This window comes from Methylorubrum sp. POS3, assembly GCF_043352485.1.
GTDB lineage: Bacteria > Pseudomonadota > Alphaproteobacteria > Rhizobiales > Beijerinckiaceae > Methylobacterium > Methylobacterium suomiense.
In genome coordinates this window covers 2,879,092-2,897,338 of the sequence record NZ_JAPRBT010000001.1, presented here as the reverse complement: position 1 = coordinate 2,897,338, position 18,247 = coordinate 2,879,092, and the positions used below count along the sequence as shown (strand labels likewise).

The window sequence follows — 18,247 nt, the reverse complement described above, 5'->3', positions numbered from 1 at the left end:
CGGAATGAGGCCAAGTTGCTCCCTGCGACACCCGGGCGTGTCCGGCGCCCGTCAGCGGTGACGGCGGCGGTGCGGAGCGAGGCGGCGCGAGCGATGGAAGCCGGAGCGCAGGGAGCGGCGCGTGCCGTAGCTGCCCGGCGGCCGGTAATTGCCGTTGTTCACGCCGGCCGAGCGGTCGTTGCCGGTGGCGCTCGCCCCCGGCGAGAGCCCGCTGCCGGCATTGGCGTTGCCGTCCTGGGCCGGCGCGAGCGTGGCCCCGCCGAGGAGAAGCCCCGCCGCGAGGGCGAGGGGGAAGAAGCGTTTCGGGTTCGGCATCGGGGCGCTCTCCGATCACGGGTCTGTGAGCTTACCGAGGGGCGAACCGCGCCGGGCCGACGGTGTTCCCGTGTCGGCCCGCTGCCGAGACCCGGCCACCGATCCACGTCTCCTCCACCGTCAGATCCGGCCCCAGCGCCACGAGGTCGGCATCGTATCCCGGTGCGATCCGGCCCATCCGGCCGTCGAGCCCGAGGAAGCGGGCGGGGGTGAGCGAGGCCATCGCCAGGGCCTGGGCCAATGTGGCGCCGCCGCGCCCGCTCATGTGGCGCACCGCCTCGACCATGGTGATGGCCGCGCCCGCCAGGGTGCCGTCCTCGCCGCTGAGCCTGTCGCCGTCGCGGCGGATGCGTCGGCCGAACAGGGTGAACCCGTCGCTGCCGCCGGGATCGCCCACCGGCGGCATCGCGTCGGTGACCAGCATCAGGCGGTCGCGGCCGAGCAGGGTCAGCGCCAGCCGGAGCTGGAGATCGCCGACATGGTGGCCGTCGGCGATGATGCCGGCATAGGCATGTCCATCGCCGAGCGCCGTTCCGACGGCCCCGGGCATCCGCGGGCCCATCTGCGACATGGCGTTGAACAGGTGGGTGAAGCCGGTGAGCCCCTCCGCCAGCGCCCGCCGGATCGCCGCCCCGTCATCGGCGGTGTGGCCGGCGCAGACGCGGACACCGCGGGCGACGAGGTCGGCCACCGCGCCCGGCGGCACCTCTTCCGGGGCGAGCGTCACGAGGGTGAGGCCCCGCGCGCCGAGACCGGCGAGGAGCGCCGCATCGCCCTCGCCGAAGCGGGCGAGTCGGGCGGGATCGTGGATGCCGATCCGGTGCGGGCTCAGGAACGGCCCTTCGAGATGGATCCCGAGGATGCCGGGTACGCCCGCCGCGATCGCCGCCGCGACCCCCTCGATGGCGCGGGCGATCGCGGGACGGGTGTCGGTGATCAGCGTCGGCAGGAGGGCGGTGGTGCCGCCGCGGCGATGGGCGGCAGCGAGGCGTCCGATGCCCGCGAGACTGCTGTCGTCGTTGAGGAGTACGCCGCCGCCGCCATTGACCTGGAGATCGACGAAGCCCGGCGCCAGGATTGCCCCCGGCGGCAGGCGCGTCGTCGCGATGCCCGTCGGCGGATCGGCGGTGACATCCGCGATCCGGCCGCCGCGCAGGAGCACCGTGCGGTCGTTCAGGAATGTCTCGCCGTCGAAGACGCGCGCTGCGGCGATGGCATGGTCCGGCGCCTCGCTCACAGGGTCTCCGTGACCTTGGTCAGGCCCACGGGCGCATCCGGATCGAGGCCGCGGCGACGGGCCTGCGCCTCGATGGCCCGGTAGGCCGGCACCAGCATGGCGATGGGATCGCAGGCCGGATGCCCGTCGCCGAGCCAGGGAAGCGTGCCCGCCGGCCCGCCGCAGGCCCGGACCCGCAGCCCGTCGCGCCGCAGGTCGCGCACCAGCGCATCGATGCCTTCGGCCAGTTCATCCGCCTGGCGCAGGGCCAGCACCGGCGTCGATGCCGAGACCGAGGCGCGCGGCCCGTGGCGCAGTTCGGCCGCGGAATAGCCGAGGGCGGGAAGCCGCAGGGTCTCGGCGAGCTTCAGGGCGATCTCGCGCACGGTGCCGAGCCCATGGCCGCGCCCCGTGACGAAGGCGGCCGGCGCCCCGTCGAGATCGGCGCCCCAATCCGACCAGTCGAGGGCGAGCGCGGCGTCGAGACGCCCGGGCAGGGCGGCGAGGCCGGCGGCGAGGTCCCGGTCGCCGGCCCAGGCGGCGACCAGGGCGGCGCCCGCGATCATCGAGTTGGTCACGGTCTTGGTCGCGGCCACTGCTTTCTCGGGCCCCGCCAGGATCGGCAGGACGAGATCGCTCGCCCGTGCCGCCGGCGAATCGGGATCGTTGACGAGGGCCAGGGTGAGCGCGCCGCCGGCCCGGGCGGCCTCCGTCGCGGCCACGAGATCGGGGGAGCGGCCGGATTGCGAGACGACGACGAACAGCGCGCCGGCGACCAGTGGGGGTCGCGCGTAGCCGGTCACCACGGAGGGCGCCGAGGCCGAGACCGGCAGGCCGAGCCGGGTCTCGATGAGGTAGCGCAGGGCCACGCCGGCATGTCCGGAACTGCCACGCCCGCAGATCACCGCGAACGGGATCTCCCGCGATTTCAGGACCTCGGCGAGGCGCGCCGCGTCCCCCGCCGCCAGGAGGCGCTCGCCGGCCCGCGGGATCTCGGCGATCTCCCGCGCCATGAAGGTCGGTGTCGCGGTCATTCCCCGCCCCTTTCGGCCAGTGCCCGGCGCAGGTTGCCGTCGTGGCGGGCGAGCAGGCGCTCGGCCCGCTCGCGGCTCGCGCCGCCCGCGATCAGCACCGCGAGCTTCACGTCGCCGTTGGCTTCCGCCGCCGCCCGCTCGGCGACGCCCGCGTCGCAGCCGGCGAGTTCGGCCACCATGGCGATGCCGCGGGCCCGGAGCTTCCGGTTGGTGGAGCGCATCGCCACCATGCGCCCGCGATAGACCCGGCCGAGGCGGATCATCAGCAGCGTCGAGAACAGGTTGAGGATCACCTTCTGCGCGGTCCCGGCCTTCAGCCGGGTCGAGCCCGCCAGAACCTCCGCGCCCGTGGCGGCGAGAATGCCGTGCTCGGCCGTCTCCAGGATCGGCGTGCCGGGATTGTTGGCGATGCCCACCGTCACCGCCCCGCGGGCGCGGGCGGCGGCGAGCACCGCCAGGGTGAACGGCGTGGTGCCGCTCGCGGCCAGTCCCACCACGACGTCGCCCGGTCCGATCTCGGCGCGGACGACCCAGGCGGCCCCGGCCTCGCCCGAATCCTCGGCATCCTCCACGGCCCTGAGCAGAGCGCCCTCGCCCCCCGCGATGGCGAAGGCCAGGCGCTCGCCCGGCCAGTCGAAGGTCGGCGGCAATTCGGCCCCGTCCTGCACGCCGATGCGGGCCGAAGTGCCCGCGCCGACATAGGCGAGGCGGCCGCCGGAGCGCAGGCCGGCCTCCGCCGCCGCGGCCGCCGCCTGAATGGCGGGAAGCGCGGGACCCACCGCCGCGACGGCGGCGAGCTGTCCCTCCCACAACGCCTGAAGGATGTCGCCGCCCGCCCAGGCGTCGAGATCGGCGTAGCGGGCACTGGCGTCCTCGGTCCTCATTCTCCCGTCACCCTCGCCCGTCCAACCGGCCCGTCCTCGGCCTCACGTCCCAACAAGTCGCCGCGCCGCCGCACGATCCCGCGCCGCCGCGTCCGCCCGGATATGGCGCGGCCGGGCCAAGACGCGAGGGTTGGTGTGAGGGCTGGCGCGAGGGATCGGTTCGCGTCCCACGGCGTTCGGTCCGCGCGGCCCCGCACGGTGGCGGGGGCAATCGGGAGCGCGCGTGGATCAGGGGGCAATCGTAGAAGGACGGGCGGGCGCCGCCGGGACCGGGCCGGAGCCCGCGACCGTGGCGGGCAGCCGAGTCCGGATCCTCACCTACAACATCCGCCATTGCCGCGGCACCGACGGGCGGGTCGCGCCCGAGCGGGTGGCCGAGGTGATCGCCGCCACGGGGGCCGACATCGTCGCGCTGCAAGAGGTCGATGTCGGCCGGGCGCGCACCGGCGGCCTCGATCAGGCCGACGAGATCGCCCGGTTGCTGGGCATGACCCCGCATTTTCACCCGGCGCTGCATATCGAGGAGGAGCGCTACGGCGACGCGATCCTGACCCGCCTCCCCTCGCGGCTGATGCGGGCCGGTCCCCTGCCCGGCCTCGTCCGGCGCCCGGGGCTGGAGCCCCGCGGTGCCCTCTGGGTCGAGATCGCGGTCGGCGCCCTGCGGTTGCAGGTCGTCACCACCCATCTCGGCCTGCTCGGGGCGGAGCGCATCGCGCAGACCGAGGCTTTGCTCGGGGCCGATTGGCTCGGCGATCCCGCCTGCCGCGCCCCCACCGTTCTGCTCGGGGACTTCAACGCCACGAGCTGGACCCGCGCCTATCACCGTCTCACCCGCCGCCTCACCGACGCGCGCCGCATTGCCGGACGCAATGAGGGCCGCCGCGGTGGGGCGAGCTTCCCGAGCCGCTTCCCGCTGCTGCGCCTCGATCGCGTCTTCGTCGGCGAGGGGCTGACCGTCGAGCGCCTGGCGGTGGTCGATGGCCCCCTGCCCCGCCGCGCCTCCGATCATCTGCCGGTGTTCGCCGACATCCGTCTCGACGACCGGTGACGGGGTCCCCAGGCGCTGCCCCGGATCCGCGAAAGGAATGATCCCTTTCGCGACCCGGATCGCTATACCGGGCGATCCGTGCGACCGTGAACGGGACTGCGACGATGACCAAGACGATCGGCAACCTGACCGCGTTCGGCCTGATGGCCGCCGCCACCCTCGGCGCCGGGCCCGCCGCCGCCGCGCCGCCGAAGATCGCCGTGGTCGCGACCGGCGGCACCATCGCGATGAAGCTCGACCCGCAGACCCATGCGCCGGTGCCCGCGCTCTCGGGCGAGGATCTCGTCTCGGCGGTGCCGAAGCTGAAGGACATCGCCACGATTCAGGTGACCGAGTTCAGCAATGTGCCGAGCGACTATATGGGGCCCGACCGATGGCCGGCCCTGGCGCGCCGCCTCGACGCGATCCTGGCCGATCCCGAGATCCGCGGCGCGATCGTGCTGCATGGGACCGATACCCTCGACCAGACCGCCTATTTCCTCGACCTGACCCTGACGAGCACCAAGCCCGTGGTTCTGGTGGGCGCCCAGCGCAACGCTTCGGACGCCGATGCCGACGGCCCGCGCAACCTCCTCAACGCCGCCCGCCAGATCCTGACCGAGGGCGCCGCCGAGATGGGCGTGACGGTGACGCTCAACCACCGCATCAACGCCGCCCGCGAGGTGCGCAAGACCCATACGAGCAATGTCGAGACCTTCGATTCCGGCGATGCCGGCATCCTCGGCTACGTCGACGAGGATCGGGTCGTATTCAGCCGCAAGTCGCTGCGGCGGCAGACGCTGCCCCTGCCCGAGCGGATGCCGCGGGTCGATCTCGTGGCGATGTATGCCGGTGCCGACGGCTCCCAGGTCCGCCACGCCGCCGAGAGCGGCGCCGAGGCGATCGTGGTCGAGGCCTATGGCTGGGGCAACGTCAACGCCGAGATGCACGATGCCATCGCCGAGGTCATCGCCAAGGGCGTGCCGGTGGTCGTGGCGACCAAGGTCTATGACGGCCGCGCCCTGCCGGTCTACGGCTTCAAGGGCGGCGGCAGCACCCTGCGCAAGGCCGGGGCCGTGTTCGCGGGTGACCTGACCCCGGACAAGGCCCGCATCCTCACGCTGATCGCCCTGCCGACCAACAAGGACCGCGGGGCGTTGCAGGCCCTGTTCGACCGCTGAGGCGGCCAGCGCCCGGCAGGAGCGACGGCACCGGATCGCTGGGCGCGGAGCGAACACGGTAGGCCGAGGACGCGCCTGTGGACGTGGCTGTGGACGCGTGGAGCTGGCGGAGAATGGCCAAGCATCGATCCGCTCGGTTCGCGCGTTGGGGGCCATGCTTGCGCGCAACGACATCAAGACTGCGACCGAACGGGCGGCGGACTCCGTCGGCGCGATGGAAGCCGCGGATATCCGCGCCGGGGTCGCGCTGGCGGGAGCCAAGGATCATCCGATCATGCCCACGGTCATCGCCGCGGGCGAGGTCGGCAGCTGGGAGGCGCTGCTGGCGATGTCCGCCGGCACCCTCGCCTGGGGCCTGCTCACGCGCGACCGCGCGCTCGCCGCGACCGGCGGGCGGATGCTCGCCGCCGGGACGCTGGCAAGCCTCGTCAAGACCAGCCTGAAGCGCACGCTCCACCGCACCCGGCCCAACGTCCTGATGGATACCGGCCGCTATGTCCGTGGCCCGATGGGGCCAAACGACGGGCCGTGGCAATCCTTTCCCTCGGGCCATGCCGCGCTCAGCACGGCGGTCGCCCGCGCGGTGGCCCGGTCCCGGCCGGAACTGGCGGGTGCGGCCTACGCGACCGCCGCGGGCGTCGTCGCGGTGCAACTCGTGCGCGGTGCCCATTTCCCCGTCGACGTGGCGGTGGGCGCGGCCATTGGCGTGGCCGCGGAGGCGGTGACGGACCGGGTGATCTCGGCGCGCTGGCCGGAGGCTTAGCGCATCGGCCCGAAAGGTGGGGGCCCGGCTTTCGGAAAAAGCCGATGCATCACAATAACCTAGGGCATCGGCCCGAGATGTGGGTGTCGGCTTTCGGGAAGAAATCGAAGAATCACAGGAGCTTGGGGAAGCATCCTAGATACGAAGCTGAGGACTTCCCCCCAAATCCATCACGCTTCCACCGTTTTCACCGGGGGCACCGTCTCCACCGCTATCGCCGCGCGCGCCCGGCGCAGCACCTTGCGCCGCCGCCACGGGCGCCAAGCGTCCTCGGAGCCGGCCGGGTCGCCGAGATGGTACGCTTCGACTAAGCGGGCAATCGGGCCACGGTGGGAGGGGACGAGCGTGCAGAGACGCGGCGACGGCATCAGCGCGGGATCGTCGATGACGGCGCGGAGCGTGCCCCGCTCGGCATAGGCCTGCGCGAAGGTGTCCGAGGGACAGCCGCCGTGATGGCCGAGCAGCGCGTGCAGCACGCGGTCGAGGGCGGCGCGGCCCGCTGCATCGTCGGCGCGCAGCTCGATCGAGAGGTCGCACTCGGTGTCGTAGCCGAAAGAGCGGTTGTTGAGGTTGGTCGAGCCGATCCGCAGGAAGCGGTGATCGATGATCGCGACCTTCGAATGGATCAGGATCGGCTGACCCTTCGGAGTATGGGGCGCGACGATCCGCAGGCGCCCGTGCCGGTCGGCCCGGCGCAGGCCCTTGATGAGGCCGCGGCGGGCGCTGTCCATAGTCAACTGGTCGAAGCCGTTGGGGCTTCGCTCGGACAGGACGATCACGATTTCGGGGCCGTCCGGCTCGGCGAGGCGTGCCCGAAGGGCGTCGGCCACCACCGGCGAGGCGAGGTACTGGTTCTCGAGATAGAGGAATTCCCGCGCGCCGCGGATCGTCGCGAGGTAGAGCGCCGCGTTCTCGGCGACGGCGTCGCGCCCATCCTGGGCGGGCTCCGTGCGCGAGAGCGCGACCTCGACCTCCGTCAGCAGCGGCGCGACCGTCTCCGGCCAAGGATCGACGCGCCTCTCGGCGGGGGTGGGCGGCGCGAGCACCTCGCCGGTGGCGCGGCGCCAGCGCTCGCGGGCGAGGTCGGCGAGCGCCCCCGCGGCGGGGCCGTCCACCAGCATCATGACGTCGTGACGGGGCGGGTAATCCTCGCCCGAGGGCAGTCGGCGCCGCGGGTCCCGGTCGCGGTGGGCCGGCGTATCCCAGCGGTTCACCTCGAAATCGCTGCCGCCGCAGAAGGCGACGGCGTCGTCGATCACCAGGATCTTCTGATGCTGGCAGGCGCCGAAGGGCAGCGTGTTGTCGATGCGGAAATCGATGCCGGGCCCGAGGCTCGCGCGCACGCTCTCCGGGGTGTGGTCGTTGCCCGCCGAGATCGGCCAGGGCATGTCCCAGATCAGGATGCGGATCGTCAGGTCCGGCCGCGCCGCCTTCAGGGCGCGCAGGAGATCCGCCAGGGTCTGGTCGGAATCGGGATCGCCCGCGGACGGCAGCAGGCGCACCCGCGGATCGAAGCTCCAGCCGATGAGGGTGATGGTCTTCTGCGCCTTCACCAGGGCGCCGCGGGCGGCCGCGAAATAGGCGGCGCCGTCATGCAGCACGGCGGCGCGATGCGCCCGCTCCCGCCGCCAGCAGGTCACGCCCGGCCTCAGCCAGCCCTCGGGTGCGGCGGAGCCTTCCCCCGCCTCGATGTCCCGTCTCATGCGCCCGCGCCGGTCCCGTCCGCCTTGCCCATCCTGCCCTTCGCTCCGTCCATCTTGGCGCTCTCCAGCTTGGCCTTCACCCGCCGCCGGGTCAGTTCCACCGCCACGACGGTGGCAACGAGCCCGAGACCGAGGGTGATCCAGTGGGTCGGCTCGTCGCCGCCGGCCCGGCGGCCGATGGCGCCGAGATAGACGCAGACCACCGTGCCCGGCAGCATGCCGATCACCGTCGAGACCAGATAGGCGGAGGTGCGGACATCCGTCACCCCAAGGACGTAGTTCTGCGCGTTGAACGGCACGAACGGGCTCAGCCGCATCAGGGTGAGCAGCCGCCAGCCGCCGTCGCCCACCGCCTCCACCGTGGCCTTCAGTCCCGGCTTGCGGGCGATGAGGGCCCGCACCCGCTCGCGGAACAGGTGGCGGGCGGCGAAGAAGGCGAGCCAGGAGCCCAGAGTCGCCGAGACCAGGATCACCGGCATCACCGCCCAGCCATAGGCGACGGCGCCCGCGATGGTGAGCGGCGTCCCCGGCACGATCAGCAGCGTCGCCAGGAAGAACAGCACGCCGAAGACGAGGAGGCCGTAGGGGCCGAAGCCGTTGGCCCAGCGTGAGAAGACCCGCAGCCAGTCCTCGACCGGCAGGAGGATCCAGGCACCCACGCAGACGGCCAGGGCGGCGCCGGTCAGGAGCCCGGTGCGGACCCAGCTTCGGGCATTGTCCATGAGGGGGCGGCTCGGAGGCTCGGGACGCGGAACGATCGTAGCCCGGCTCTAAAGCATCGGCCCGAAAGGTGGGAGCCGGCTTTCGGAAAAACGCCGATGTGGCGCAAGAACCTTCCGCCGCGTTCGGATCGGGATGCGACGGGCCGCCTCACCAATCCCGCTGGAGGCGGGTGGCGATCCGGCTCGGGCGGGCTCCGGACAAGGTCCGCTCCAGGGCCGCCAGGGCCGCCCTGGCCTTGACGAGCCGGGACGCGCGCCAATCGCGGCCGCGGGTCGCCAGCACGGCCTCGCCGAGCCGATCACCCGCGCAGACCAGCCGATCGACCGCCCGCAGGATGCGCGGTGCTTCCTCGGTCAGCACACAGAGGTCGGACAGATGATTGCGCAGGGCGTGCATCTCGGCGCGCCCACCCCCTTCGTCGGCGAGACGGGCGAGCGTCCGATCCATGCTGACGATCAGCCCTGCCAGAGGAGCCGGCACGGGACTGGACCGATCGCCCGCCGGACGAAGCGAAAGATCCGCCGGCTTCGGACTCGAATTGTCTCGGGCAGGCGGCACGTGCATGTCTGCTCCGCTCGATGAGGATACTGAGCCAAACCCCCGATCGTCCGACGGTTTCCCATTCCGTGATTGAACGGTGGGATTTCTTGGACATTTTTTCATCGCAGGGCGCGATCCCGGCGCCCGTTGCGAATCGATAACCGCAATTTAGGAATAACAGCCAAGCACGGTGGTGTACCGGCTCGGAGGCAGCACGACTGGAAAACTTCTTTGCAGATTACGCTTGGCGTGGGACACGCCGTGAGCAAAAGGGCGGTCAGACCTCCGGGCGCGGTCGCCGCAGGGCGTAGATTGATGCGGCCGCGCTCATCAGGGCCAGCGTGTACCACGTCAGAGCATAGACGAGGTGGTCGTTGCGGAAAGCGACCACCGTGAGGCCGCCGATCGGCAGGCCGCCGGGATTGGGGGCGGCGTCCGCATCGACGAAGTAGGGCGCGACCGGACCGATGCCCCGCGCGGCGGCGATGGCCGCCACGTCGCGCGAGTACCAGCGGTCGCTGGCCGGATCGTTGTGGCGAAGGAAACCGCCGCCGGGCTCCGGCAGACGCAACAGGCCGGTCACGGTGACCTCGTCCGTCGTCTCGCCGACGGCCCGATCGGCCCGCTCCTTGCGGTCGCCGGGAACGAAGCCACGATTGATCAGCACGGTGGTGCCATCGGCTTGCACGAGCGGAGTCAGGACCCAGAAGCCGCCGCCGCGTTCGGTGAGAGCCTGGACCAGGGCCGAGCGATCGTGCGCGAAGCGACCCGAGAGGCGGACCCGGCGATACTCGATCTTATCCGGGTCGAGATGCGCCCATTCGGCGGGCGGGGGCGGTGCGATGGGCTCCGCGTGCAGGCGTGCCTCGACCCGAGCGATCAGGTCGAGCTTCCACGCCCGGCGCTGGATCTGCCACGTGCCGAGCGCTAGGAAGACGCCGACGAGGCCGAGCCCGGCGAGCGCCAGGACGGCCCGCCGGACATTGACACCTCGCGACATCGGTCCCGGCTTACGGCGCGTGGCGCGCGTCGTCGGCGGTGATCGGCATCATGTTGGTGTTGAGGTGGTGCATCACCCAGATCGAGCCGCTGAGGGTGATCGCGACGATGGTGACGGTGAAGATGAGCGCCAGGAAGGTCCAGCCGCCCTCCGACTTCGTGTTCATGTGCAGGAAGTAGATCATGTGGACGATGATCTGCACGATGGCGAAGCCGAGGATGACGATTCCGGTGATCAGGCTGTCGGCGATCACGCCGCCCATCACCAGCCAGAACGGGATCGCGGTCAGGATCACCGACAGGACGAAGCCTGTCACGTAGTCCTTGAACGAGCCGTGGCCGTGTACTGCGCCGTGTCCGTGATCACCGTGACCGTGAGCTTGACCGTGGTTTGCGGCGTGACCGCTCGCGCCGCTCATTGCAGGACTCCCATGAGGTAGACGAAGGTGAAGACGCCGATCCAGATCACGTCGAGGAAGTGCCAGAACATCGACAGGCACATCAGCCGGCGCTGGTTCTCGACGATCAGCCCGCGTTGCTGCACCTGCAGCATCAGCACTACGAGCCAGATCAGGCCGAAGGTGACGTGGAGGCCGTGGGTGCCGACCAGGGTGAAGAACGAGGACAGGAAGGCGCTGCGCTGCGGCGTGGCACCTTCGTGGATCAGGTGGGCGAACTCGTAGAGTTCGATGCCGATGAAGGCCGCGCCGAACAGGCCGGTGACGGCCAGCCACAATTGCGTCTTGCTCTGGTCGCCGCGCTCCATCGCCAGCATGGCGAAGCCGTAGGTGATGGAGGAGAACAAGAGCATCGCGGTGTTCACCGCGACGAGGCTGAGGTCGAACAGGTCCTTGGGCGAGGGCCCGGCCGCGTAGTTGCGGCCGAGCACGGCGTAGGTCGCGAACAGCACCGTGAAGATGAGGCAATCGCTCATCAGGTAGAGCCAGAAGCCGAGCATCGTGCTCCCTTCCGGGTGATGCTCGTGACCCATGTCCTGGAACGAAAGCTCGTCGGCCTCCGCCACCGGGTCCCGGTGCAGCGCGTCGGTTGCGTACGTCGCCATCTCGATCAGGTCCGTCCCGCCACGGCCAGCGCATCGGTCCGCTGCCCTTCGGTGCGGACGACCGTCTCGGCCGGGATGTAGTAGTCACGGTTGTAGTTGAAGGTGTGGGCGATCGAGACCACCAGCGTCGCCGCGAAGGTGAGCGCAGCCAGCCACCAGATGTACCAGATCATCGCGAACGAGAAGGCGATGCTGATCACGCCGAGGATCACGCCGGTGGCGGTGTTCTTCGGCATGTGGATCGACTGGAAGCCCGTCACCGGCCGCCGGAAGTTGCGGGCCTTCATCTGCCACCACGCATCGAGCTGATGCACGACCGGCGTGTAGGCGAAGTTGTAGTCCGGCGGCGGCGAGGAGGTGGACCATTCCAGCGTCCGGCCGCCCCACGGGTCGCCGGTCACATCGCGCAGGGCCTCGCGATTTTTGATCGAGACGGCGAACTGCACGATCATCGCGCCGATGCCGAGCGCGATCAGGCCCACGCCCAGCGCCGCGACGAGGAACCAGGGCTGAAGCGAGGTATCGTCGAAGTGCTGCGAGCGGCGGGTAACGCCCATCAGGCCGAGCACGTAGAGCGGCATGAAGGCGACGTAGAAGCCGATCGTCCAGAACCAGAAGCTGACCTTGCCCCAGAACTGATCGAGCTTGAACCCGAAGGCCTTGGGCCACCAATAGTTCACGCCCGCGAACATGCCGAACAGCACGCCGCCGATGATCACGTTGTGGAAGTGGGCGATCAGGAACAGCGAGTTGTGGAGCACGAAGTCGGCCGGGGGCACCGCAAGCAGCACGCCTGTCATGCCGCCGATGGTGAAGGTGACCATGAAGCTCACGGCCCACAGCATCGGCACCTCGAACCGGATCCGGCCGCGGTACATCGTGAACAGCCAGTTGAACAGCTTGGCACCCGTCGGGATCGAGATGATCATCGTCGTGATGCCGAAGAACGAGTTCACGTTGGCGCCCGAGCCCATCGTGAAGAAGTGGTGCAGCCACACGAGGTAGGAGAGGATCGTGATGACGACGAGCGCGTAGACCATCGACGTGTAGCCGAACAGCCGCTTGCCGGAGAAGGTCGAGATGATCTCCGAGAACACGCCGAAGGCCGGCAGGATGAGGATGTAGACCTCCGGGTGGCCCCAGATCCAGATGAGGTTGAAGTACATCATCGGGTTGCCGCCGAGGTCGTTGGTGAAGAAGTGCGTGCCGACGTAGCGGTCGAGCGTCAGCAGCACGAGGACGGCGCCGAGGATCGGGAAGGCGGCGACGATGAGCACGTTGGTGCACAGCGACGACCACGTGAAGATCGGCATCTTCATCATCGACATGCCGGGCGCGCGCATCTTCACGATGGTCGCGATCAGGTTGATGCCCGACAATGTCGTGCCGACACCCGCGATCTGCAGGCCCCAGATCCAGTAGTCGACGCCGACCCCCGGGCTCATGTCGGCCCCTGACAGCGGCGGGTAGCCGAGCCAGGTGGCGCGGGAGAACTCACCGACGAACAGCGAGATCATGATGGTGACGGCGCCCGAGACCGTCATCCAGAAGGAGAAGTTGTTGAGGAACGGGAAGGCGACGTCGCGGGCGCCGATCTGCAGCGGCACGACGTAGTTCATCAGACCCGTGACGAACGGCATCGCCACGAAGAAGATCATGATCACGCCGTGGGCCGTGAAGATCTGATCGTAGTGATGCGGCGGCAGGAAGCCTTCGTTGGCCCCAAAGGCGACGGACTGCTGGGCGCGCATCAGCATCGCGTCGGCGAAGCCGCGCAGCAGCATGACGAGGGCCAGCACCACGTACATGATGCCGATCTTCTTGTGGTCGACCGAGGTCAGCCAGTCCCGCCAGAGCGGGCCCCAGAACCGGAAATAGGTGATGGCGGCGAGCACCGCGAGGCCGCCCACGGCGACGCCTGCGAAGGTCACCTGCAGGATCGGCTCGTGATACGGGATGTCCGCGAGCGTCAGGCGCCCGAAGAGAAGCTTCTGGAGGTCCGTGTCAGAGAACATGGGATCGTCTCGTTAGGGGACTTGGCGTCGCCGACGGATCAGTTGTTGAGCTGGTTGGGCGCGGGCGAGTTCTCGCCCTTGCCGTGAGGACCGTGGTCCTTGGATTCGGACGGCTTGTCGCTGCGCGGCGCGTGGTGCGAGGCGGGGCCGTTGGCACCCGGTGCCTCGTCGCCGCGCTCGGCGTGGCGGTTGTCGTATTGCAGCCGCTCGACGTTCTCGCGGCTGTCCTTGCCGGCACCGCCCTTGGCGTCGATGGCCATCATCTCGTGCATGCACATCTTCCCGGGGATGGCGCACATGCCGAGGATCGAGCCGAATAGGCCGTCGGCGACCGAGGAATAGTAGGTCACGGGCACCTGCTCGCTCGGGCGCTCCAGCTCGAGATAGGCATCGCGCGACAGGTCCTTGCCCTCGCTCTTCACCTTGGCGATCCACTTGTCGAAGCCATCGTTTTCGAGGCCGTGGAACTTGAAGGTCATCCGCGAGAAACCCGTGCCGCTATAGTGCGACGACAGGCCGTTATACTCGCCTTCCTTGTTGATCACCGAGTGCAGCTTGGTCTCCATGCCGGGCATGGCGTAGATCATGCCAGCGAGCGCGGGGATGTAGAACGCGTTCATGACCGAGGAGGCGGTGATCCTGAAGGTGATCGGCCGGTTCACCGGCGCCGCCGCCTCGTTGACGACCGCCACACCGTATTCTGGGTAGAAGAACAGCCATTTCCAATCGAGTGCGACGACCTGGACCTCGAGCGGCTTGGTCTCGGCCGGGACCGGCTTGCCGGGCTCCAGACGCGAGAGCGGCCGGAACGGATCGAGGGTGTGGGTGCTGATCCAGGTGAGAGCGCCCAGCGCGATGATGATCATCAGCGGCGCGGTCCAGATCACCACCTCGAGCGCGGTCGAGTGGTCCCAATCGGGATCGTGGCGGGCCGCCGTGTTCGAGGCGCGATAGCGCCACGCGAACAGCAGGGTCAGCGCGATCACCGGCAGGATGATGAGGAGCATCAGGCCGGTCGAGGCCACGACGAGATTGCGCTGCTGCATCGCCACGTCGCCCGAGGGGAACATGACCTGCAGGTTGCAGCCCGCGAGCAGCGGCAGCAGCGGCAGCAGCAGCAGGCCGCGCAGGAGCCGACGGGCGCCGCGTCCGGGGCGGCGGGAAGTCTGCATGGCCGAGGGTATCACCGAGGGTCCTGCCACGGGTCTTCGTTCCATCTCATGGGTCGCGCCGCGGCGACCGCGTTCGGTTCGTCCCGGCGCCAGGGCCGGGACGGGATCATCACATCTGCCGCATTTCGGAGCGGTCGAGGGACAGCGCCAGCAGCGTCGCGAGCGCGCCCGACAGCAGGTACACGCCGACGACGGCGAGGCCGTACTCGTTGGAGAGATACAGCACGACCAGGGGCGCGAAGCCCGCGCCGAACAGCCAGGCCAGATCGGAGGTCAGGGCCGCGCCGGTGTAGCGGTAGCGGGTGCCGAGCCGCGACGTCACGGCGCCCGCGGTCTGACCATAGGACAGGCCGAGCAGCATGAAGCCGATATTGACGTAGATGGTCTGGCCGATGGCGTTCTCGCCGAAGATCAGCGGCGCCAGGATCGAGCCGAAGGCGAAGGCGGCGATGAGGCCGGCGGTGATGATGAGGATGTTGCGCCGTCCGATCTGATCGGCGATCAGCCCCGAGGCAGCGACCGCGCCGGCGCAGATGATGGCGCCGGAGAACTGCACCATCAGGAAGTCGCCCGCCGAGCGATCGCTGTGCAGGGTGTTCCAGGCGATCGGGAAGATCGTCACGAGGTGGAACAGGGCGAAGCTCGCCAGCGGCACGAAGGCGCCGATCCACACATCGAGGGCATGGTGCCGGGCGAGATCGACGATGCCGACGGGCTGGAGATGGCCCTTGTCGAGGAGCCGCGTGAATTCGGGCGTCGCGATCAGGCGCAGGCGCGCGAACAGTGCCACGACGTTGATGGTGAAGGCGCAGAAGAACGGGAAGCGCCAGCCCCAGTCGAGGAAGTCGTCCGTCGTCAGGTTGACGACGAAGAAGGAGAACAGGGCGCTCGACACCATAAACCCGATCGGCGCGCCGAGCTGCGGGATCATGGCGTACCAGCCGCGCCGCTCGCGCGGGGCATTGAGGGCGAGCAGCGAGGCGAGCCCGTCCCAGGCGCCGCCCAGCGCCAGGCCCTGGAGGATGCGCAGGAAGGCCAGGAGTTCGATCGATACTTGGCCAATGGAGTTGTAGCTCGGCAGGAAGCTGACCGCCGCGGTCGAGCCGCCGAGCAGGAACAGGGCGCTGGTGAGCTTCACGCCGCGGCCGTAGCGGGCGTGGATCCTCATGAATAGGATCGAGCCGATCGGCCGGGTGATGAAGGCCAGCGAGAAGATGGCGAACGAATAGAGCGTGCCGGTGAGCGGGTCGGCGAAGGGGAAGAACACCTTCGGGAACACCAGCACCGAGGCGATGCCGAACACGAAGAAGTCGAAGTATTCGGAAGCGCGCCCGATCACCACGCCGAGCAACCGCGACCTGCTCTACGTGTCGAGCGCGCCGTTCTCCGAGGTGGCCAAGGTGCTCAGCGTCGTCTCCACCATCGCATCCCCCGTCGGATCCGCCGCCTCCATCTACACCGTCACGCGGTAATCGCCGTGTCGCCCCGAGCCGAGGCTGTCGTGCTCGCGGTGGCGGGCCTCGCGCGCGAGGCCCGCATCGCCGACGGACCGGGCGTCGAGGCGCTTCAGGCCGGCGGCCGGCCGGACCGGCTGCGGGCGCTCCTCGACGGACGTTCCGTCGACGGCGTGCGGGCCATCGTCAGTTTCGGTATCGCGGGCGGCCTCGACCCGGCTCTGGTGCCGGGCGATGTCGTCGTGGCGGCCGGCATATGGACGGAATCCGGGGCGGGGCCCCGGCGGTTGCCCGCCTCCGAGCCCATCATCGCCGGCTTTCGGGCACGGTTGTCCGGCCTCGGATCACGGGTGGTCGTGGCCGATCTCGCCGGTGTCGAGGCGGCGGTGATGACGCCGGAGGCCAAGGCCGCGCTGAGGGCCCGCACCGGGGCGGCGGCGGTCGATATGGAAAGCCAGGTGGCGGCGGCCTACGCGGCGGCCCACGAACTGCCCTTCGCGGCGCTCCGTGTGGTGTGCGATCCGGCGGAACGGGCCCTGCCGGCCTTCGCGGCCAAGGCCCTCAAGCCGAACGGCGATCCGGATATCGGGGCGGTGCTCGGCGCCCTTTTGCGGCGCGAGGCCGGGATCGGCGCCTTGGTCCGCCTCGCCCGGGATTCGGGCGAGGCGTTCCGGTCCTTAGGCCGCGCTCGCGCGCTTCTGGGTCTCGCGCTTGGTGTCGACGCCTGACGCTTTGATCTCGGACAGCTTCTGGGCGACGTTGCGGGAGAAGACGAATTCCGCCGGGCGCTGGTTCTCGAGGGAGATTTCCGGCGCCATGTCGCCTTCCGTCTTGATGCCGCGGATCGCGTGCACCAGCGGCTTCCAGGGCTTGCGGACGGAATCGACCACCGAGGACGCCTCGTAGCCCGAATGGACCATGCAATCGGCGCACTTCTCGTAGTTGCCGGTGCCGTAGGCGTCCCAATCGGTCTCTTCCATCAACTCCTTGAAGGTCGCCGCGTAGCCCTCGCCCAGCAGGTAGCAGGGCTTCTGCCAGCCGAACACGGTGCGGGTCGGGTTGCCCCAGGGCGTGCAATGGTAGCTCTGGTTCCCGGCCAGGAAGTCGAGGAACAGGCCCGATTGCTGGAAGGTCCACTTCTCGCGGCCCTTCTCCTTGCCGTGGCGGAACACGCCGCGGAACAGGTCCTTCGTCGCCTTGCGGTTGAGGAAGTGCTTCTGGTCCGGCGCGCGCTCGTAGGCGTAGCCCGGCGAGACGGTGATGCCGTCGATGCCCATGCGGGTCACCGAGTCGAAGAAATCGGCGATCTTGTCGGCGGAGGAGTTGTTGAAGAAGGTGCAGTTGATGGTGACCCGGAAGCCCATCTCCTTGGCCTTCTTGATCGCCGCCACGGCCTTGTCATAGACGCCGCGCTGGCAGACCGACTGGTCGTGCATCTCCTTGTCGCCGTCGAGATGGATCGACCACGTGAAGTAGGGCGACGGCTTGTAGTCCTTGATCTTCTTCTCAAGCAGCAGCGCGTTGGTGCAAACGATCGCGAACTTCTTCTGCGCGATGATGCCCTGGACGATCTGCGGCAGATCCTTGTGGAGAAGCGGCTCGCCGCCCGCGATCACCACCACGGGCGCGCCGCATTCGCGCACGGATTCGAGCGCGTCTTCGACGGGCAGGCGCTTGTTGAGGATCTCGTCGGGATAGTCGATCTTTCCGCAACCGGCACAGGCGAGATTGCAGCGGAACAGCGGCTCCATCATCATGACGAGCGGGTAGCGCTTCCGCCCGGTGAGGTGCTGCTTGAGGATGTAGCCGCCGATTTTCGCGACATACCGGATGGGGATTCCCAAGGCGCGGCTCCTTTGTTCTGGCCCCAGACTTTGCCGGGTTGCTTAGCGAAAGAAGAACTGGAATTCCAGTGATCTAGGCTGGAACCGTTCGGATTTGGCGCCACGCGGAACGTAAAAAACCTGACTGTGGCAAGCCGGTTTCTCCATCCTCCCATGCGTGAGGGGGAGGACGCCCGCGTGCAGTCTGCGGAACGAGGAAGACCTGCTGTTTTCGCGGCTCTGCGGCGGATGTTGGGCTGCTTGGCCGTTTCGAGGTCTTGTTTCATCCTCGACTTGGGGTGCGGTGCGGTATCGCACCGCATGGGGCGCCGGGC

Annotated in this window: 18 protein-coding genes and 1 pseudogene; 5 read left to right on the top strand and 14 right to left on the bottom strand. The window is 69.4% G+C overall.

Annotated elements, in window-relative coordinates; all coding sequences use genetic code 11:
- Positions 1–51: 51 nt before the first annotated feature.
- The 4 genes from OWC43_RS13505 to OWC43_RS13490 are packed head-to-tail and all read right to left on the bottom strand — an operon-like array spanning position 52 to position 3,449.
- Positions 52–315 carry a hypothetical protein gene (locus OWC43_RS13505; RefSeq protein ID WP_137828624.1) on the bottom strand — a complete coding sequence of 88 codons (264 nt, stop codon included), beginning with the start codon at positions 313–315 and terminating at the stop codon, positions 52–54.
- 31 nt (positions 316–346) lie between these two features.
- Positions 347–1,552 (bottom strand): N-acetylglucosamine-6-phosphate deacetylase, encoded by a 1,206-nt coding sequence (gene nagA, locus OWC43_RS13500; protein ID WP_393957019.1) that lies wholly within the window; start codon positions 1,550–1,552, stop codon positions 347–349.
- Positions 1,549–2,565 (bottom strand): SIS domain-containing protein, encoded by a 1,017-nt coding sequence (locus tag OWC43_RS13495; RefSeq protein ID WP_393957018.1) that lies wholly within the window; start codon positions 2,563–2,565, stop codon positions 1,549–1,551. Before OWC43_RS13495 ends, nagA begins: the two co-directional genes overlap by 4 nt.
- Positions 2,562–3,449 carry an N-acetylmuramic acid 6-phosphate etherase gene (locus OWC43_RS13490; protein ID WP_393957017.1) on the bottom strand — a complete coding sequence of 296 codons (888 nt, stop codon included), beginning with the start codon at positions 3,447–3,449 and terminating at the stop codon, positions 2,562–2,564. Before OWC43_RS13490 ends, OWC43_RS13495 begins: the two co-directional genes overlap by 4 nt.
- Before the next feature lie 289 nt (positions 3,450–3,738).
- On the opposite strand from OWC43_RS13490, the gene OWC43_RS13485 reads away from it, so the two are divergent.
- From OWC43_RS13485 to OWC43_RS13475, 3 genes are all read left to right on the top strand, one after another.
- Positions 3,739–4,497: an endonuclease/exonuclease/phosphatase family protein gene (locus tag OWC43_RS13485; protein WP_393957016.1), complete on the top strand. Its 759-nt coding sequence runs from the start codon at positions 3,739–3,741 to the stop codon at positions 4,495–4,497.
- Positions 4,498–4,601: 104 nt separating this feature from the next.
- Positions 4,602–5,657, top strand: coding sequence for an asparaginase (locus OWC43_RS13480; protein ID WP_393957015.1), 1,056 nt, complete (start codon positions 4,602–4,604; stop codon positions 5,655–5,657).
- Positions 5,658–5,811: 154 nt separating this feature from the next.
- Positions 5,812–6,420, top strand: a complete 609-nt coding sequence (locus tag OWC43_RS13475) for a phosphatase PAP2 family protein (RefSeq protein WP_393957014.1) — start codon at positions 5,812–5,814, stop codon at positions 6,418–6,420.
- Between the two features lie 170 nt (positions 6,421–6,590).
- Here OWC43_RS13475 and OWC43_RS13470 read toward each other — a convergent pair whose 3' ends face one another.
- From OWC43_RS13470 to OWC43_RS13430, 9 genes and pseudogenes are all read right to left on the bottom strand, one after another.
- The gene (locus OWC43_RS13470) at positions 6,591–8,123 is read right to left on the bottom strand and encodes a phospholipase D-like domain-containing protein (RefSeq protein ID WP_393957013.1); all 1,533 of its coding nucleotides are present in this window, start codon (positions 8,121–8,123) and stop codon (positions 6,591–6,593) included.
- Positions 8,120–8,845, bottom strand: coding sequence for a TVP38/TMEM64 family protein (locus OWC43_RS13465; protein ID WP_137828616.1), 726 nt, complete (start codon positions 8,843–8,845; stop codon positions 8,120–8,122). Before OWC43_RS13465 ends, OWC43_RS13470 begins: the two co-directional genes overlap by 4 nt.
- 148 nt (positions 8,846–8,993) lie before the next feature.
- A complete protein-coding gene (locus OWC43_RS13460; protein WP_246681669.1) occupies positions 8,994–9,326 on the bottom strand; it encodes a hypothetical protein in 333 nt (110 codons plus the stop codon).
- A gap of 337 nt (positions 9,327–9,663) precedes the next feature.
- Positions 9,664–10,386 (bottom strand): SURF1 family protein, encoded by a 723-nt coding sequence (locus OWC43_RS13455; protein ID WP_393957012.1) that lies wholly within the window; start codon positions 10,384–10,386, stop codon positions 9,664–9,666.
- A 10-nt stretch (positions 10,387–10,396) separates the two neighbouring features.
- A complete protein-coding gene (cyoD, locus tag OWC43_RS13450; protein ID WP_137828613.1) occupies positions 10,397–10,804 on the bottom strand; it encodes a cytochrome o ubiquinol oxidase subunit IV in 408 nt (135 codons plus the stop codon).
- Positions 10,801–11,376 carry a cytochrome o ubiquinol oxidase subunit III gene (gene cyoC, locus OWC43_RS13445; protein ID WP_238308031.1) on the bottom strand — a complete coding sequence of 192 codons (576 nt, stop codon included), beginning with the start codon at positions 11,374–11,376 and terminating at the stop codon, positions 10,801–10,803. The genes cyoD and cyoC overlap by 4 nt, the downstream gene beginning before the upstream one ends.
- Before the next feature lie 77 nt (positions 11,377–11,453).
- Positions 11,454–13,463, bottom strand: a complete 2,010-nt coding sequence (gene cyoB / locus OWC43_RS13440; protein ID WP_393957011.1) for a cytochrome o ubiquinol oxidase subunit I — start codon at positions 13,461–13,463, stop codon at positions 11,454–11,456.
- Positions 13,464–13,501: 38 nt separating this feature from the next.
- A complete protein-coding gene (cyoA, locus tag OWC43_RS13435; RefSeq protein ID WP_393957010.1) occupies positions 13,502–14,635 on the bottom strand; it encodes a ubiquinol oxidase subunit II in 1,134 nt (377 codons plus the stop codon).
- 109 nt (positions 14,636–14,744) lie between these two features.
- Positions 14,745–15,983: pseudogene (locus tag OWC43_RS13430) on the bottom strand (MFS transporter); the annotation flags it as partial.
- Here OWC43_RS13430 and OWC43_RS13425 point away from each other — a divergent pair.
- Together OWC43_RS13425 and OWC43_RS13420 are read left to right on the top strand one after the other, a co-directional pair.
- Positions 15,928–16,107: a hypothetical protein gene (locus OWC43_RS13425; RefSeq protein WP_393958628.1), complete on the top strand. Its 180-nt coding sequence runs from the start codon at positions 15,928–15,930 to the stop codon at positions 16,105–16,107. The pseudogene OWC43_RS13430 and the gene OWC43_RS13425 sit on opposite strands and share 56 nt — an antisense overlap.
- Before the next feature lie 5 nt (positions 16,108–16,112).
- Positions 16,113–16,817 carry a phosphorylase gene (locus OWC43_RS13420; RefSeq protein WP_393957009.1) on the top strand — a complete coding sequence of 235 codons (705 nt, stop codon included), beginning with the start codon at positions 16,113–16,115 and terminating at the stop codon, positions 16,815–16,817.
- On the opposite strand, the gene hpnH is transcribed toward OWC43_RS13420, so the two are convergent.
- Positions 16,767–17,933 (bottom strand): adenosyl-hopene transferase HpnH, encoded by a 1,167-nt coding sequence (gene hpnH, locus OWC43_RS13415; protein ID WP_137829237.1) that lies wholly within the window; start codon positions 17,931–17,933, stop codon positions 16,767–16,769. The genes OWC43_RS13420 and hpnH overlap by 51 nt on opposite strands.
- Positions 17,934–18,247 lie beyond the last annotated feature (314 nt).

Bases quoted from the DNA above. Each gene is read 5' to 3' on its own strand.
- OWC43_RS13425 (WP_393958628.1), top strand. From the start codon at position 15,928: ATGCCGAACACGAAGAAGTCGAAGTATTCGGAAGCGCGCCCGATCACC.
- OWC43_RS13490 (WP_393957017.1), bottom strand. From the start codon at position 3,449: ATGAGGACCGAGGACGCCAGTGCCCGCTACGCCGATCTCGACGCCTGG.
- OWC43_RS13465 (WP_137828616.1), bottom strand. From the start codon at position 8,845: ATGGACAATGCCCGAAGCTGGGTCCGCACCGGGCTCCTGACCGGCGCC.
- OWC43_RS13470 (WP_393957013.1), bottom strand. From the start codon at position 8,123: ATGAGACGGGACATCGAGGCGGGGGAAGGCTCCGCCGCACCCGAGGGC.
- cyoC (WP_238308031.1), bottom strand. From the start codon at position 11,376: ATGGGTCACGAGCATCACCCGGAAGGGAGCACGATGCTCGGCTTCTGG.
- cyoB (WP_393957011.1), bottom strand. From the start codon at position 13,463: ATGTTCTCTGACACGGACCTCCAGAAGCTTCTCTTCGGGCGCCTGACG.
- OWC43_RS13495 (WP_393957018.1), bottom strand. From the start codon at position 2,565: ATGACCGCGACACCGACCTTCATGGCGCGGGAGATCGCCGAGATCCCG.
- cyoD (WP_137828613.1), bottom strand. From the start codon at position 10,804: ATGAGCGGCGCGAGCGGTCACGCCGCAAACCACGGTCAAGCTCACGGT.
- OWC43_RS13455 (WP_393957012.1), bottom strand. From the start codon at position 10,386: ATGTCGCGAGGTGTCAATGTCCGGCGGGCCGTCCTGGCGCTCGCCGGG.
- OWC43_RS13480 (WP_393957015.1), top strand. From the start codon at position 4,602: ATGACCAAGACGATCGGCAACCTGACCGCGTTCGGCCTGATGGCCGCC.
- OWC43_RS13505 (WP_137828624.1), bottom strand. From the start codon at position 315: ATGCCGAACCCGAAACGCTTCTTCCCCCTCGCCCTCGCGGCGGGGCTT.
- cyoA (WP_393957010.1), bottom strand. From the start codon at position 14,635: ATGCAGACTTCCCGCCGCCCCGGACGCGGCGCCCGTCGGCTCCTGCGC.
- OWC43_RS13475 (WP_393957014.1), top strand. From the start codon at position 5,812: ATGCTTGCGCGCAACGACATCAAGACTGCGACCGAACGGGCGGCGGAC.